Origin of the sequence: Enterococcus sp. (assembly GCF_022711995.1) — a bacterium.
Classification (GTDB): Bacteria; Bacillota; Bacilli; order Lactobacillales; family Enterococcaceae; genus Enterococcus_D.
On sequence record NZ_JALAHI010000049.1, the window covers coordinates 37,468 to 53,091 of the forward strand.

Sequence of the window (15,624 nt, forward strand, 5' to 3'; positions counted from 1 at the left end):
ATGCATCGTTCTCTCAGTTTTCTTCTTTCTTTGTAAGTTGACAGTAGGAAGCGCCATTTAAGGAAAACGGTTTAGAAAAAACCTTCCCTTTCCTACAGTTTTTTCCGTAGTAATCTACGACTTTTTTTGATAGAATTTACTTTGATAGTCTTTGATAAGAGAGGATGAATACCATGACACCAAACCGCGAAGATTATTTGAAGCTCATCTTGGAATTGGGCGGTGATCAGAAGAAAATCAATAACAAGCAAATCGTTTCTGGTCTGGATGTGTCAGCTGCTTCAGTAAGCGAGATGATCTCTAAGCTTTTAAAGGAAGGCTTAGTTGAACACTCTCCTTATCAAGGCGTTCAATTGACCGAAAGCGGGCTAGCTTCGGCGAGTGCTCTGATCCGTAAACACCGTTTATGGGAAGTATTTTTAGTCGAGCATTTGAACTATTCTTGGAATGAAGTCCATGACGATGCGGAGGTACTTGAACACGTCACATCAGGGACATTGGCTGATCATTTGGAGGCCTATCTAGGACATCCCAAATTTTGTCCTCATGGGGGAATGATCCCGGAACAAGGACAACCTGTTCATGAAGGGGAAAAGACGACGATGAGTGCTTACCCTGTGGGAACCAAAATTCGAATCGCCCGTGTACTGGATGAACGTGAACTGCTGGACTATCTAGTAGCGATCAACTTGAACATTCATGAAGAGTTTGAAATCATTGATACGGCAGCTTATGAAGGGCCTATTACGATCAAAAACGCAGACAAAGAAATTGCGGTCAGTTATAAAGCAGCCAGTACGATTTTTGTAGATAAACTGTAAGGAGTGAAAACGATGGAAAAAAAGGTACTTTTTACTATTTTTGGCGGAACCGGTGACCTTGCACAACGCAAACTTTACCCCTCTCTCTTCCGTTTGTATAAAAAAGGGGATCTTAAAGAAGATTTTGCTGTAATCGGCACGGCTCGCCGCCCTTGGTCAGATGAACATTATCGAGAAGTGGTGATGGGAACGATCGAAGATTTGATCGACTCCAAAGAACAAGCAGAAACCTTTGCTTCACATTTTTATTATCAGTCGCATGATGTCACAGATACCACTCACTATGACTCCTTGAAAGAGTTGGCTGATTCTTTAGATAAGAAGTACCAGCTTGAAGGAAACCAACTGTTTTACCTTGCCATGTCTCCAAACTTTTTTGGTACCATCGTTTCACATTTAAAATCACAAGGTATGCTAGAAACCAAAGGCTATCATCGCGTGGTGATCGAAAAACCTTTCGGTAGTGATTACGAATCTGCGAAACAATTGAATGAAGAAATCAATCACGTTTTCAGTGAACAAGAAATCTATCGGATCGATCATTATCTAGGAAAAGAAATGATCCAAAACATCTCTGCGATCCGTTTTGCCAATAATATTTTTGAATCTCAATGGAACAACCGTTACATCGACAACGTTCAAATCAATATTGCGGAAGACCTTGGTGTGGAAGAACGCGGCGGCTATTATGACAAGAGTGGTGCCTTAAAAGATATGGTTCAAAACCACATCTTGCAAATTCTTTCCTTATTGGCGATGGAACCGCCAGTCGCCTTCTCGGAAAAAGAGCTCCGCACAGAAAAAATCAAAGCGTTGAATGCGATTCGCATCTATTCGGAAGAAGAAGTCAAAACCAATTTTGTCCGCGGACAGTACGACCAAGGACAACTAGAGGATCAGCACTTTGCCGGATATCGGGAAGAAATGAATGTCGCGGAAGATTCCGCAACGGAAACGTTTGTTGCAGGTAAATTTATGATCGATAACTTCCGCTGGTCGGGAGTTCCCTTCTATGTACGGACCGGTAAACGATTAACAGAAAAAGGCACTCGGATCAATATCGTTTTCAAGCAAGTGCCCGTGAATGTCTTTAAAAAAGATGTGACGGATTGCGAAAGCAAAAAGAAATTAGCACCGAATGTCCTAACGATTTATATTCAACCGACGGAAGGCTTTTCCCTTTCTCTAAACGGCAAAGAAATCGGTCAAGGTTTCGACACCCTTCCTGTTAAACTGGATTACCGCAATAGTACCGAAATCGTTGAAAATACGCCGGAAGCCTATGAAAAACTAATCTTAGATGCATTGAATGGTGACGGCACTAACTTTACTCATTGGGATGAAGTTGCTCAATCCTGGCGCATCGTTGATGTCATCCGACATGCTTGGGACAAAGAAACCCCTGATTTTCCAAACTATGCTGCCGGTACAATGGGACCAAAAGCGGCTTATGATCTTTTAGCAGCTGATGGCTTTGAGTGGATGTGGAAACCAGATGAGTGGTATCGCGAACGAAATCTATTAAACAATCAATAAGCAGCAGCCAATTGGATGGGTAAAAAAACAGCCAATTGGCTGTTTTTATTTTGTTCTCGTTCGCTATAATAAAAGAAAAGATTGGATGTGAATGCATGAAACAAGTATTGACTATTGCTGGCTTAGACAGCTTGGCCGGCGGCGGTGCCACTGCAGATATCAAGACCTTTGAAGAATTCAATACATTTGGTCATATGGTGCTAACTTGTGTTGCAGCCATCAACGAGGAAATCACAATTTATGACATTCCTTCTGCAGCATTAAATACTCAATTGGCTTCCATTGCAACTTTCACCGATTTGGCGGCTATCAAAATCGGCTTATTACATTCATTAGCAACCATTGACTGCGTGAAACAGTTTCTAATGACCCAAGACTGCCCGATCATCTTAGATCCAGTCTTAGCTTTTAAAGAAGGACAAACCCAATCCAATCAAGCATATCAGCATGCGCTGCAATCCTTATTTCCCTTGGCGACCCTCGTTACACCCAATTTGGTCGAAGCAGAGTATCTAGCCAATCAAACCATCACTACTCGGGAAGAAATGAAGAGTGCTGCAAAGAAAATCAAAGCGCTGGGTCCTGCTTTTGTACTGATCAAAGGGGGTAACCGGCTTAAAGGTGCAAGTGCCTGCGATTTGCTTTATGATGGCGATGACTTTTTCTTTTTTGAAGCACCAAAATCTGCCAGCAAAACAACGAACGGTGCTGGTTGTACATTATCTGCAGCCGTCACTGCCCTCTTGGCTAGTGACCATTCAATGATGGATGCTGTACAGCAAGCCAAAGCCTTTGTTTTTGCGGGTATCGAAAATGGACTGCAGTTGACCAATGCTTTGGGAAATGTCGATCAACTGGCTTATTTCAGGAAAGGAGCTTCCTCATGCCTACCAAAAAAATAACAACGTTAGCGATGCTGACAGCACTGACTACTGCACTTTCTTTGTTGTTTGTTCTACCAGTTCCTCAGACAAAAGGTGTCGTGACTCTCTGTGAAGCCGGCATCTACACTACGGCGCTTTTATTGGGTGGACCTTCAGGTGCCATCGTCGGTAGCTTGAGCGGCGGCATCATCGACTTTTTGTCCGGCTATCCTGAATGGGCCTTGTTTTCGATTTTGATCCACGGCTGCCAAGGATACCTTACGGGGCGCTTTCGACACTACCCCCTACTCGCTCTTTGTCTGGGAAGCGTGACGATGATTTTAGGCTATGCCGCAGCAACGACCTTCATGTTTGGCTTTGGCGCAGGCATTGCTTCGATTCTTAGCAATAGTGTCCAAAATATTTTTGGTATTCTGGTCGCTTACCCACTGGTCAATTATTTAAAACGCACCCAAAAATTTTCTTTGAATGAGAGGTAAGAGAATGAATGATTTTTATCAACTAAAAAAAGACTTGGAAACCATCACCACGGAAGTAATTGACACAGCACACTTACAACCAAATGATTTATTTGTTTTAGGCTGCTCCACTAGTGAAGTCGTTGGCGGCATGATCGGCAAGAACTCTAGTGAAGAAGTAGGCCAGGTCATTGTGGAGACTCTCAAAGGGGTTTTAGATCCCCTTGGCATTCGCTTAGCCGTTCAAGGTTGTGAGCACTTGAATCGCGCATTGGCTGTAGAGCGCAGCACGGCCCAGCGTTACCAATTAGAAGAAGTGGCAGTTGTTCCTGCCCTTCATGCAGGAGGCGCGTGTTCTGTAGCCGCATTTCACTTGTTTGAGGATCCCGTTGAAGTGGAACATATCGTTGCGAAAGCTGGCATTGATATTGGTGATACTGCCATTGGCATGCATATCAAACACGTACAAATCCCTATTCGGCCAAGTATTAAAACCTTAGGGGCAGCTCATGTGACGGCATTAGGTTCCCGGCCAAAATATATCGGCGGACCGCGGGCACAGTATTAAGAAACCACTAACTAATATCAGCAATAGTAGATTCAACAAAACCGAAGGATACCTGTTAAGCGTAGAGGATTTCTCCTCAGCCCAAGATGGCCCGTCGCTTCTCACTATCCTTCGGTTTATTTGTCGTATCTGTCGCATTTTTTTCGATATTTTTGCTACATTTATTGATAAATCAAGGTCCGCAGCGATTGATCGACTTTCTCCGCAGCCAGACGCCCCTCTCGGATTGCCCAAATCACTAAGCTGGGGCCTCTTTTGGCATCGCCAGCTACCAGTACCCGTTCATTATTAGTCGTATAATCATCATAGATTTCATGGACATTGAAGGCGTCTAACAAGTGGGTTTCTGGCCCTAGAAAGCCCATTGCCAACAAAACTAAATCGGCTTTCATCACTTGCTCTGTACCAGAGATTGGCTGAAAATTTGCATCTACTTTGACGGTTTCGATCCCAATCACTTGTCCTCGCTCTGCCCCTACAAAAGCCGTCGTCGAAATACTGTGATAGGTATCTTCTTGTAGAATCGCGGCAACTTCTTCCTGTCCATAGCCAATTTTTGCTGTCATCGGATATTCAGGCCATGGATTGCCAGCTAAACGTTGTTCTGGAAGCTTTGGGGTGATTTCCAACTGACGAACAGAAGCAGCCCCTTGACGCATCGCAGTCCCTAAGCAATCATTTCCGGTATCTCCGCCTCCGATTACGACCACGTGTTTACCAGCCAAGGATTCATTTGCGGCTTTCCCATAGTTCAACACTTCTTTGGTCGCAGCTGTCAAATAATCAACTGCAAACTGAATCCCTGTCAAAGCCCTTCCCGGGATATCTAAATCCCGCGGGACACTGGCGCCAGCCGAAATAATGATTCGATCATACGCAGCTTCTAATTCATCAGCAGAAATGTCGCGACCGACTTCGACATTCGTTAAGAATGTCACGCCTAGTTCTGCCATCAAATCGATTCTACGCTGAACGACAGCTTTGTCTAGTTTCATATTAGGAATACCATACATCAGCAAACCTCCGCAACGATCACTGCGTTCATAAACCGTCACTTGATGCCCTAACTGATTCAATCGCCAAGCAGCGGAGAGCCCCGCTGGTCCACTGCCGATGATGGCGATTTTGAAACCAGTTGCTGCTTGCGGTTCTCCTGATGCTCGGACCCAATCATTCTCAAAAGCGGTATCGATAATGAAACGCTCATTGTCATGAATCGTGACACCACTTCCATTTAGCGCTTCCGTGCAGCCTTTCTCACAAGGCGCTGGACAAACCCGCCCAGTCATCTCAGGTAATGGGTTCGTTTTTGCTAATCGTTCAAAAGCCGCTTGAAACCTGCCTTGATAAACCAGATCATTCCATTCAGGGATCAAATTATCGTTAGGACATCCAGAAACTGTCCGTTGCTCACCGTAGAAAGAACCGGTATGGCAAAAGGGAATACCGCAATTCATACATCTAGCGGCTTGTTCCTGCCGCTCCCTTGCCGGCAATGGTTCTTGCAGTTCTTGCCAATCAGTGATCCGCTCTGCTACTGGTCGATACGGATTTTCTTTTCGCGGATATTTTAAGAAACCAAAAGGATCTGCCATATTAGTCATGCTCCTTTCCTGGGATTGTCAACTGAGGACCGACAACTGACTCAAACGCTTTAGCGATCAATTCATCCCCGGAGAGACCTTGTTGTGCCAATTGATGAGTCGCTTCCACCATTTGATGGTATTCCTTAGGATAAACTTTGATGAACAACTGCTTATGATGGAGCCAATCACTTAGAATCTCGGCTGCTTTCAAGGAATCTGTATAGGTAAAATGGTTCTCGATCAATTCTTTCAGCACCGCATCATCCCCACTCTCATCTACCTTAAATAATTCCACCATTTCCAAATTGCACTGAGCAGCAAACGTCTGCTCCGGATCGTACACATAGGCGATGCCACCAGACATCCCCGCCGCAAAATTGCGCCCTGTCTTGCCTAGAATAACAGCGACACCTCCGGTCATATACTCGCAGCCATGATCACCGATTCCTTCGACAACCACTTTTGCTCCGCTATTTCGTACACAGAAACGTTCACCTGCTAGCCCTCTGAAATAGGCTTCTCCGCGATTTGCCCCAAAGCATGCCACATTTCCTACGATAGGCGACTGCTCAATATCATAACTCGCGTCCGCTGGCGGAACAATGATCAACCGGCCACCACTTAATCCTTTGGCCACGTAATCATTGGCTTCACCAACCAATCTCAGCTCAAGTCCTTGCGTTGCAAAGGCACCAAAACTTTGCCCCGCGATACCCTGATAATTGAATTGCAGCAACCCTGGAGGAAGTTCATAGTTTCCAAAACGTTCGGCAATCCATCCCCCCATGCGGGCACCAACAGAACGCTGAATATTGTTGATCGGTTGACTGATAACTACAGGATGCTGCTTCTCAATTGCAGCTTTAGCAAAACTATCCAACTCCGGCCATTGCCGTTTCTCCAAAAAGGGATCCGTTACTTTACGCGCAATCGGAAGTGTCGTACCCAAGAGGCGAGTGAAATCCAACGATTTTGCTTTTCCTTTGGCAATGAAACGAGGTGCCAAGACTTCTGTGTGCCCCACCATCTCATCAATCGTACGAAATCCCAATTCTGCCATGATTTCTCTTAGGTCTTCTGCTAAGAAAAACATGGTATGAATAATATGTTCCGGTTTGCCAGCAAAAAACTTTCGTAAAGCGGGATTTTGGGTGGCGATACCTACGGGACAAGTATTCAAACTACAGACCCTCATCATCACACATCCGATCGCCACAAGAGCCAATGAAGCAAAACTATACTCTTCAGCACCCAAAAGTGCGGCAATCGCAATATCCCTCCCTGTCATCAGTTTACCATCGGTTTCTAAGGTCATCCGCTGACGAAGATGATTCAGCGACAATGTTTGATGTGCCTCTGCTAACCCCATTTCCCAAGGCAATCCTGCATCTCTGATAGAATTGCGGGGAGAAGCACCGGTACCGCCATCATAGCCAGATATGACAACCACATCGGCACCTGCTTTGACTACACCAGTTGCAATCGTCCCGACACCTGTGCTGGCTACCAGCTTCACATTGATGCGCGCATACGGGTTGATGGTCTTTAAATCATGAATCAATTGTGCCAGATCTTCAATCGAATAAATGTCGTGGTGGGGCGGCGGTGAAATCAAGCGAACCCCTGGTGTTGACCCACGGATCTCAGCGACCCAAGGAAAAACTTTATTTCCAGGCAGTTGACCGCCTTCCCCTGGCTTTGCGCCTTGTGCCATCTTGATTTGCAACTCATCGGCACTCATCAAATACTCCGCGTTGACTCCAAAACGGCCAGAAGCAACTTGCTTGATCCGACTATTATAATTTTTGCCGTTGACCGCTTTGAAACGCTCGCGATGTTCCCCACCTTCCCCACTATTGGATTTCGCTCCGATAGCATTCATCGCCTCAGCAATACACTTATGGGCTTCCTCACTTAGCGAGCCATAAGACATTGCACCTACTTTGAAACGTTTCACGATTTGAGCAGCAGGCTCGACCTCCTCCAGCGGAATCGGCTGGCGCGCAGGATTGAACGCCCAAAGGGAACGAAGTGTCGTCGGTGTACTTAAAGCTTCCTGATTCATGATCGTTGCGTATTCCTTATACAACTGATAATCTCCTGTTCGTACCGCTTTTTGAAAATGATAGATGGTTTTGGGATTAAAAAGGTGATGCTCGCCATCTGCTTTAAATTGAAAGCTACCGCCTGAATCTAGATAATCCTGTTGTTTTTCACCATAGGCCGCTTTGTAGCGCTCAAAATACTCTTGCTCGATTTGTTTCAACGACAGTCCGCCAATCCGTGAGACAGTCCCGGTAAAATAAGTCTCAATAACTTGCGGCGAGATCCCCACCGCTTCAAAAAGCTGAGCACCATGATAACCGGCAATGGTTGAAATTCCCATACGAGACATGATTTTTATGAGTCCTTTTTCACAGGCCTGACGGTACTTTTCGACATGGTCACTCATGTCATAATGGCGCAGTGTTTCATAAGCACCATAAGGATGGATCCCACTGGCACCGTAGCCAACGAGCATGGCATAGTGATGCACTTCGCAGACTTCAGCCGTGTCAACAATGATTGAGGCAAACCCTCGTTTTCCTTTTCGTACCAAATAATTATGCAAGCCCGAAACAGCTAACAAGATGGGAATGGCCATCTTCCCTGGTTGTGGTGCAATGGGCTCGCGATCACTTAGCACAAGAATCGTCGCCCCTTGATCAATGTTGGCTTCACTTTCCTTAAAAAGCGTGTCTAATGCTTGCTGCAGTGACTGCTCATTACCAGCCACAGAATAAAGAATAGAGAGAACCGCCGCCGACTGTTGCTTCTGATTTAGATGTTTGATTTTCAGATACTCGCTGGTGCCTAAAATCGGACTAGCGATTTTTAATTTGTGGCAATTTTGGCTAAGATCTCTTGTAACATCGCCATCTCGTCCCAGAAACAATTCTGTACCGATCACTAGCTTTTCGCGAATCGCGTCAATCGGCGGATTCGTTACTTGCGCGAATTGTTGCTTAAAGTACGTAAAAAGTGACTGGGGACGTTCGCTTAAAATTGCCAATGGCGAATCAAAGCCCATGGAGATAACCGGTTCCTCTCCTGCAGCCATAGGAATCAACAATGTCCGGATGATTTCCTCCGTGTACCCATGAAGTTTCCATAAACGCTGCAGTGACTCTGCCGATAATCCATCAGAAAAAGCGACTTCCGGTAAGTCATCCAGTGTTAATAAGTTCTCTGTCAACCATTCCCGATAAGGATGTGCTTGGGCATATTTTTCTTTGATCTCTTTATTTCTCAAAATCACGCCATTTTTAGTATCGACCAGAAACATATTGGCTGGGCCTAAAACCCCTTTTTCAATGACTTCTGCTGCAGGTAGATCAACCACCCCTGATTCGGAGGCTACGACAACGAAACCATCCTTCGTGATTGAATAGCGGGAAGGTCGTAATCCATTGCGATCCAAAGCAGCCCCCACCAACTCACCATCCGTAAAGCAAAGTGCTGCCGGTCCATCCCATGGTGCCATAAAACTAGCATTGTACTCATGAAAAGCGACCAGTTCTTCTGGCAAACCCGCTTCTTTTGACCAAGCTTCAGGTACCATCATCAACAACGCTTGAGGTAAATCTCTTCCTTGGCGATACAAAAACTCCATGCAATTCTCAAGTTTTGCGGAATCCGAATTTTCTTCATCATAGACTTCGATTTGATGGCTCTGCATCCAATTTTCAGCGCCTCTTAGGGTATTGATTTCCCCATTATGAGCTAAAAAACGAAAGGGCTGCGCTCGATTCCAGCTAGGGAATGTATTCGTTGAAAAACGAGAGTGAGTCAATGCAATACTGGAAGTCATGCGGGGATCTTGCAAGTCCTTATAAAATAATCCGACTTGGTACGCATGTAACATGCCCTTGTAGACAATTGTCTGGCTAGAGAGACTACAGATAGCTAGTTCCTTGGCTGCATAGGTTTTTTCTAATTGACGCCGCAAACGATACAAGCGATCTTCAAAATCTCTCCCCACTGTCACATCAAGAGGTTTTTCAATAAAGAGTTGGCAAAAATTGGGCATCACTTTTTGTGCTCCTGGCCCACATTGCGAATAGTCATAGGGAACTTCCCGCTGCCACAACACCCGAAAGCCCATCTGTTGAATATCCTGAACAACGGCTGTTCGTAGTTTAACAGCAGATTCATGTTCTTGCGGCAAAAAAACCATGCCTACTGCATAGTGACCTTTCGGGGGCAAAACAATCTCTGCTGCTAGAGCGATGGCTTGAAAAAAAGGATCAGGCAATGCCATCAGCACCCCCGCACCATCCCCCGTATCTGGTTCGGCTCCTGTACCGCCACGGTGATTCATTCGCCCTAACATCGTCAACGCATTTTCAATCAGCTTTCGAGAGTATAAGCCATCTTTTTGTGCGATAAAGCCCATACCACAAGCATCGCTTTCAAAACGAGGCTCATACATGAACGTCTCTTTTTTCCTCATCCCCTCATCCTCTCTTTCAATAGTCTGAATATTCCGATTTTTAATAGTTTACCTTTTCTATGTAAATCTTGCAATCTTTTTCTGCAAGTTGATTGAGGAGTTGGAAAAATGCTGAATGGGTGAAATCAATCGGGAAAAGATGGGCAAAAGACCAGCACCATTGTGCCACCGTTACGTATTTATCTCTGCTGCTAGCGCAGGAAAAAGAACCACAATGCTAAGTGCTACGTCTGCTAGTTGAACTGACCAAAAAAATACGTGCCACTGGAAGATATTGACTCTCCCAATGACACGCGTTTCTTTTTTTGCTTAAACTTCGTTCTTGTTTAATTCTCAAAACCTTCAGCAACAGCTTCTGGGTAATGTTCTTCCACTAGATGCGCACAGCGTCCGCAAAGTGTTGGTAGTTTTTCATCAACCCCGACATCTGTCCGGACTTGCCGGCAACGGTCGCAGACTTCGCCATCGGCTTTTTCGATCAAGATTGCGCCATCTTCAAATTGCAGCGCTGCTTCTGGAGCGGCACTACCTACTTCTTTGATTTCAAAGAAGTCTGGTGAAATGATCAATAATTGGGCAAGATCAGCATCGACAGCTGTTAATAGATCTGCTAACGGTTGTGATGGATAAATCGTCACTTTTGCTTCCAAAGACTTACCGATCAGTTTTGCATTCCGAGCTTCTTCCAATGCTTTTAGGACATTGTCACGGAAGGAAAGGAATGCCGTCCACAGATCAAGCAACTCATCTTGATTGGCAAATGATTGATAGCTTGGCAATTCAGCTAGTTGAACATAGGTTTCTTCTTCTTTTAAGTGAGACCAGATTTCTTCTGCTGTGTGAGGAATGATTGGCGTCAATAATTTTGTCAAAGCCACTGCCGTTTGATAAAAGACAGTTTGCATTGCTCGTCGTTGTGGATCATTTTCAGCTTCGATATAAACAACATCTTTCGCAAAGTCTAAATAGAAAGCAGACAGATCGCCGGTCAAGAAATTGATGATTGTCTTATAGATATGCAAGAAATTGTATTTTTCATATCCATCTTCACGAATGGTTTTGATCGTCTCGTTTAACCGAACTAGCATGTATTTGTCCACAGAGCGTAAGTTTTCATAAGAAACCATATCCGTTTTTGGATCGAAATCAGCGGTATTGGCTAATAAGAAACGCATTGTATTACGGATCTTACGGTAAACTTCGGAGACTTGATTCAAAATATCCATTGAAACTCGGACATCTGCTTCGTAATCCACACTGCTGACCCATAGGCGAAGGATATCGGCACCCATTTGTTTGATTACTTTCTCTGGTGCAATGGTATTTCCAAGAGATTTACTCATCTTACGGCCTTCACCATCCAATGTAAAGCCTTGAGACAAGACTGCTCTGTAAGGTGCTTCCCCATTGATGGCTACACTTGTGGTGATACTTGAGTTAAACCAGCCGCGGTATTGATCGGATCCTTCCAAGTACATGTCAGCTGGGAAAGTCAACTCTGGGCGTTGGCGCAAGACTGCTTCATGTGAAGAACCAGAATCAAACCAGACATCCATGATATCTGTTTCTTTAGAGAATTTGCCATTTGGTGAACCTGGATGGGTAAAGCCTGCTGGCAATAATTCTTCGGCTTCTTTTTCAAACCAGATATTAGAGCCGTGTTCTTCAAATAGTGTCGCTACATGCTCGATGGTTTCTGGCGTGATGATTGCTTCGCCGTTTTCAGCGTAGAAAATCGGCAACGGTACACCCCAGGCACGTTGACGGGAGATGACCCAATCGCCTCGATCACGAATCATGTTGTACAAGCGCGTTTTGCCCCATGGAATGATCCAGTCCACTTTTTCGATCTCATCAAGGATATTTTGACGGAATTGATCGATTGAAGCAAACCATTGTGGGGTTGCCCGATAAATCACTGGTTTTTTGGTCCGCCAGTCATGAGGATAGCTATGGACGAAGAAATCAAGTTTCAATAATGCACCTTTTTCTGCTAACAAATCGGTGATCATTGGGTTCGCTTTGTCATAGAAGATCCCTTCAAATCCTGGTGCTTCTTCTGTAAACATCCCACGACTATCGACAGGAGACAATACATCTAATTTATATTTTTTGCTTACGATGTAGTCATCTTCCCCGTGTCCAGGCGCCGTATGAACCAGTCCAGTACCTGCTTCCAATGTTACATGGTCACCGAGCATCACCAATGAAGTCCGATCATAGAAAGGATGTTGGCCAGTCATGTATTCTAGTTTTTCACCAGCAATCTCTTGCAGGATTTCGACATTTTCCCAACCAATAGCTGCTTGAACGGTTTCCAATAAGTCTTTTGCAATCACAAATTTACGGCCATCAGCTAGCACTTGTAAGTAAGTAAATGTTGGGTTTACTGAAATTCCTAAGTTAGCTGGCAATGTCCAAGGTGTCGTCGTCCAAATAACGAAAGAAGTATCTTCGTCAAGGATGCCTTTTCCATCTGCTACAGGGAATGCGACATAAATCGAAGGAGATTTAACATCTTTGTATTCGATCTCTGCTTCAGCCAATGAAGACTCGCTGGATGGTGACCAGTAGATTGGTTTTAATCCTTTGTAGATGTAGCCTTTTTCTGCCATCTTTCCAAATACCCGGATTTCAGCCGCTTCGTAATCAGGTGTCAATGTGATGTAAGGATGATCCCAATCACCTGAGATGCCTAAACGTTTGAAGTCTTCCCGTTGGGTATCTACTTGTGTTAATGCATACTCTTCACATTTTCTGCGATATTCAGCAAGGGTCATTTCTTTGCGTTTGATGCCTTTGTTTGTCAACACTTGTTCGATTGGCAGTCCATGGGTATCCCAACCTGGTACATATGGTGAGCGGAACCCTGACATGGATTTAGAACGTACAATAATGTCTTTACTGATTTTGTTCAATGCATGACCAATGTGGATATTCCCATTTGCATAAGGAGGGCCATCATGCAGGACAAACGTTGGTTTGCCTTCATTTAGTGCTTGTCTTTGTTGGTAGATATTTTGTTCTTCCCAGTCTTTTTGCCATTCGACTTCACGATTTGGCAAATTTCCCCGCATCGGAAAAGCTGTTTTTCCCAGATGCAATGTTTCTTTCATCTTCATTGTTTTCGCTCCTTCTGATTACTCATAATTATAGATATGTGCGAATGCATTTTATTCAAAACAATTGCCAAGATGCATCCCCACTGAACTTTCCTCATTGGATGAGTCTTGTATGTCCAGTCTTTTTTAAGAAATAAAAAAAACACCTCCATCCCGGAAAGGGACGAACGTGTTCGTGGTACCACCCAAATTTTATTGTCAGAGACAATTCTTTGTTGATCGGTAACGAGATCAAACGTTGGACTCTACCACTTTTTCAAGACCAAGACTAACAGATGATCTAATTTCTTACAGGGTTTTATCTGGCTTCCACTCTCCCAGACTCGCTTTAAAAATATAAGAAATTTTTCTGTTCTGTATATTAGTCATTTGTTTTATTTAATTCATCTAATAATTGACGCGCGTCGTCCAATGTTTTCACTTCTGGATTTTCTTCTACATCAATTTCTTTTTCACTGGATTCCACAACTGCAACTTCAGGACCATCCACTGCTTCTGAGTTTACTTCAGAATCATTTTCGCTGTCAAGTTCTTTTGATAAAACTTCTTTGATTACTTGATGAGAATCTTTTACATAGCTAGAGAATGGTGCTAAGATTTCTTCCCATTCTGGACTCTTTACTTGCTCTAATTGCGTTTGCAACATAACCAAAAGATTGTTGTGGAAGACCCGTGTCTTCTTCTTCAAATCATTGGTTTCAGTTGCCAATTGACGCGCATCGTTCGTGGCACCTGTCAGAATTTCTTTGGCTTTTTCTTCAGCAGCTGTCGTCAATGCATGAGCACGTTTTTCAGCATTCGTAATCAATTCATCAGCTCGATTTTGCGCAGAAGTAACGATCACTTCAGATTCTTTGCTAGCACTGGTTTTCACTTTATCTGCGGTATCTTGAGCAACGATGATTGATTGGTTCAACGCATCCTTCAACTCATTGAAATATTCAAGTTTTTCTTCTGCATGCTTCAGTGACTTTTCTAATTCACGGTTCTTTTGAACGGCTTCTTCGTAGTCACGAACGATCATATCTAGAAAATCGTCGACTTCATCTTGATTGTATCCGCGCATTTTTACTGAAAAGTTTTTGTTTTGAATGTCTAATGGAGTTAATGCCATAAATTTACACCTCTTTGATTTATTTACGTAATACACCTAACAACAATCTAACTTTTTCTTTTTTCGTCGTACCTTCTAACCCCTGAATCTGGATACGTCCAAATCCTCTAATCGATACGATATCCAGTAGATCCAACATAAAATCTGGACGTAACGTTTCTGTCCAATTGACTTTCACTTTGCCAGACTCGATGAGTTGTTTGGAACGCTGGCGCGAAATATTATAGACAGCAGAAATGACTGTATCCAAACGAAGAGAGCTAACGGTTTCTCGTTCTTCGCTCCAACCGTCTTTTGGTATGATCAATTCCGTGTACTTTGTTTCTTCGAGTCGAACTGAGACATTTCCGATTTTATCGACCTGCGTTTGGACAAAGGAACTAATTTCACTTGCCACAAATACTTGCCAATTTTCCCCATCAGAAATGATGTCACCAAAGTATTGCCTTTTGACCCCTGTGCCCATTAATGTTCCTAACACCTTCCCATGACTCAGTACAGTGAATTTTTTGGGATAGATAATGGTAAACAAAACCAAATCAAATTCCTCACTGGTAGGTTGGTAATAATCTGGATAAATGAGACACCGTCTTCTTTCAGCAGCTTCATAACCGCCAAAAAATTGAAAACTCAAATCGGTTGATTGACGAATCAAGCTTTCAAGAATATAGGCTTGACGCGGATCAAGAAAATCTGTTAAGTGAGGGGCGTATTGCATCTGCACTTGTTCGATCCAACCTTGTGCAGAATCAATAAAAGGGTGCTCATCGTTTCGAAAATGTTGATAGACATTTGCGTTCACCGATTTCACCCCTTACGTTAGAATAAGATTGCTTGTAGAATAACGAACAGTCCTTGTGATGCGAGCTGTAGTACAATAATAGCAAACGCAATCGTAAAATCAATGCCGCCAAAGCTCAGCTTCAGACGATCAAATAAACCTAAATACGGTTCACAGATTCTTGATAAGAAGCGGCCAAATGCTGATTGGTATCCTCCCGGAAACCAAGAAAGCAAGGCATAGATCACTAACATTACTGTAT

The 15,624-nt window shown here is 43.9% G+C and carries 11 protein-coding genes; 5 read left to right on the plus strand and 6 right to left on the minus strand.

The window, feature by feature from the left end:
* The first annotated feature begins 173 nt into the window (after positions 1-173).
* The 5 genes from Q0A12_RS04985 to Q0A12_RS05005 all read left to right on the plus strand — a co-directional run bounded on the left by Q0A12_RS04985 (position 174) and on the right by Q0A12_RS05005 (position 4,267).
* Positions 174-821 carry a metal-dependent transcriptional regulator gene (locus tag Q0A12_RS04985; protein WP_291291564.1) on the plus strand — a complete coding sequence of 216 codons (648 nt, stop codon included), beginning with the start codon at positions 174-176 and terminating at the stop codon, positions 819-821.
* 12 nt (positions 822-833) lie between these two features.
* Complete coding sequence (gene zwf, locus Q0A12_RS04990) at positions 834-2,357, plus strand: glucose-6-phosphate dehydrogenase (RefSeq protein WP_291291565.1); 1,524 nt, start codon at positions 834-836, stop codon at positions 2,355-2,357.
* Between the two features lie 95 nt (positions 2,358-2,452).
* A complete protein-coding gene (gene thiD, locus Q0A12_RS04995) occupies positions 2,453-3,259 on the plus strand; it encodes a bifunctional hydroxymethylpyrimidine kinase/phosphomethylpyrimidine kinase (RefSeq protein WP_291291566.1) in 807 nt (268 codons plus the stop codon).
* Positions 3,241-3,720: an ECF transporter S component gene (locus Q0A12_RS05000; protein WP_291291567.1), complete on the plus strand. Its 480-nt coding sequence runs from the start codon at positions 3,241-3,243 to the stop codon at positions 3,718-3,720. The genes thiD and Q0A12_RS05000 overlap by 19 nt, the downstream gene beginning before the upstream one ends.
* Positions 3,721-3,724: 4 nt before the next feature.
* Positions 3,725-4,267, plus strand: coding sequence for a TIGR01440 family protein (locus Q0A12_RS05005; protein WP_291291568.1), 543 nt, complete (start codon positions 3,725-3,727; stop codon positions 4,265-4,267).
* 161 nt (positions 4,268-4,428) lie between these two features.
* Here Q0A12_RS05005 and Q0A12_RS05010 read toward each other — a convergent pair whose 3' ends face one another.
* The 6 genes from Q0A12_RS05010 to Q0A12_RS05035 all read right to left on the minus strand — a co-directional run bounded on the left by Q0A12_RS05010 (position 4,429) and on the right by Q0A12_RS05035 (position 15,616).
* The gene (locus tag Q0A12_RS05010; protein WP_291291569.1) at positions 4,429-5,862 is read right to left on the minus strand and encodes a glutamate synthase subunit beta; all 1,434 of its coding nucleotides are present in this window, start codon (positions 5,860-5,862) and stop codon (positions 4,429-4,431) included.
* A gap of 1 nt (position 5,863) precedes the next feature.
* Positions 5,864-10,345, minus strand: a complete 4,482-nt coding sequence (gene gltB / locus Q0A12_RS05015; RefSeq protein ID WP_291291570.1) for a glutamate synthase large subunit — start codon at positions 10,343-10,345, stop codon at positions 5,864-5,866.
* 326 nt (positions 10,346-10,671) lie between these two features.
* On the minus strand, positions 10,672-13,467 hold the full coding sequence (gene ileS / locus Q0A12_RS05020) for an isoleucine--tRNA ligase (protein WP_291291571.1): 2,796 nt from the start codon (positions 13,465-13,467) through the stop codon (positions 10,672-10,674).
* Positions 13,468-13,828: 361 nt separating this feature from the next.
* Positions 13,829-14,581 (minus strand): DivIVA domain-containing protein, encoded by a 753-nt coding sequence (locus Q0A12_RS05025; protein ID WP_291291572.1) that lies wholly within the window; start codon positions 14,579-14,581, stop codon positions 13,829-13,831.
* A gap of 19 nt (positions 14,582-14,600) precedes the next feature.
* Positions 14,601-15,383 carry an RNA-binding protein gene (locus Q0A12_RS05030; RefSeq protein ID WP_291291573.1) on the minus strand — a complete coding sequence of 261 codons (783 nt, stop codon included), beginning with the start codon at positions 15,381-15,383 and terminating at the stop codon, positions 14,601-14,603.
* A 17-nt stretch (positions 15,384-15,400) separates the two neighbouring features.
* Positions 15,401-15,616: a YggT family protein gene (locus Q0A12_RS05035; RefSeq protein ID WP_291291595.1), complete on the minus strand. Its 216-nt coding sequence runs from the start codon at positions 15,614-15,616 to the stop codon at positions 15,401-15,403.
* Positions 15,617-15,624 lie beyond the last annotated feature (8 nt).

What these genes read in the sequence shown, in the direction of transcription:
- Q0A12_RS04985 (WP_291291564.1), top strand. Translation starts at nt 174, where the DNA reads ATGACACCAAACCGCGAAGATTATTTGAAGCTCATCTTGGAATTGGGC.
- zwf (WP_291291565.1), top strand. Translation starts at nt 834, where the DNA reads ATGGAAAAAAAGGTACTTTTTACTATTTTTGGCGGAACCGGTGACCTT.
- thiD (WP_291291566.1), top strand. Translation starts at nt 2,453, where the DNA reads ATGAAACAAGTATTGACTATTGCTGGCTTAGACAGCTTGGCCGGCGGC.
- Q0A12_RS05000 (WP_291291567.1), top strand. Translation starts at nt 3,241, where the DNA reads ATGCCTACCAAAAAAATAACAACGTTAGCGATGCTGACAGCACTGACT.
- Q0A12_RS05005 (WP_291291568.1), top strand. Translation starts at nt 3,725, where the DNA reads ATGAATGATTTTTATCAACTAAAAAAAGACTTGGAAACCATCACCACG.
- Q0A12_RS05010 (WP_291291569.1), bottom strand. Translation starts at nt 5,862, where the DNA reads ATGGCAGATCCTTTTGGTTTCTTAAAATATCCGCGAAAAGAAAATCCG.
- gltB (WP_291291570.1), bottom strand. Translation starts at nt 10,345, where the DNA reads ATGAGGAAAAAAGAGACGTTCATGTATGAGCCTCGTTTTGAAAGCGAT.
- ileS (WP_291291571.1), bottom strand. Translation starts at nt 13,467, where the DNA reads ATGAAGATGAAAGAAACATTGCATCTGGGAAAAACAGCTTTTCCGATG.
- Q0A12_RS05025 (WP_291291572.1), bottom strand. Translation starts at nt 14,581, where the DNA reads ATGGCATTAACTCCATTAGACATTCAAAACAAAAACTTTTCAGTAAAA.
- Q0A12_RS05035 (WP_291291595.1), bottom strand. Translation starts at nt 15,616, where the DNA reads ATGTTAGTGATCTATGCCTTGCTTTCTTGGTTTCCGGGAGGATACCAA.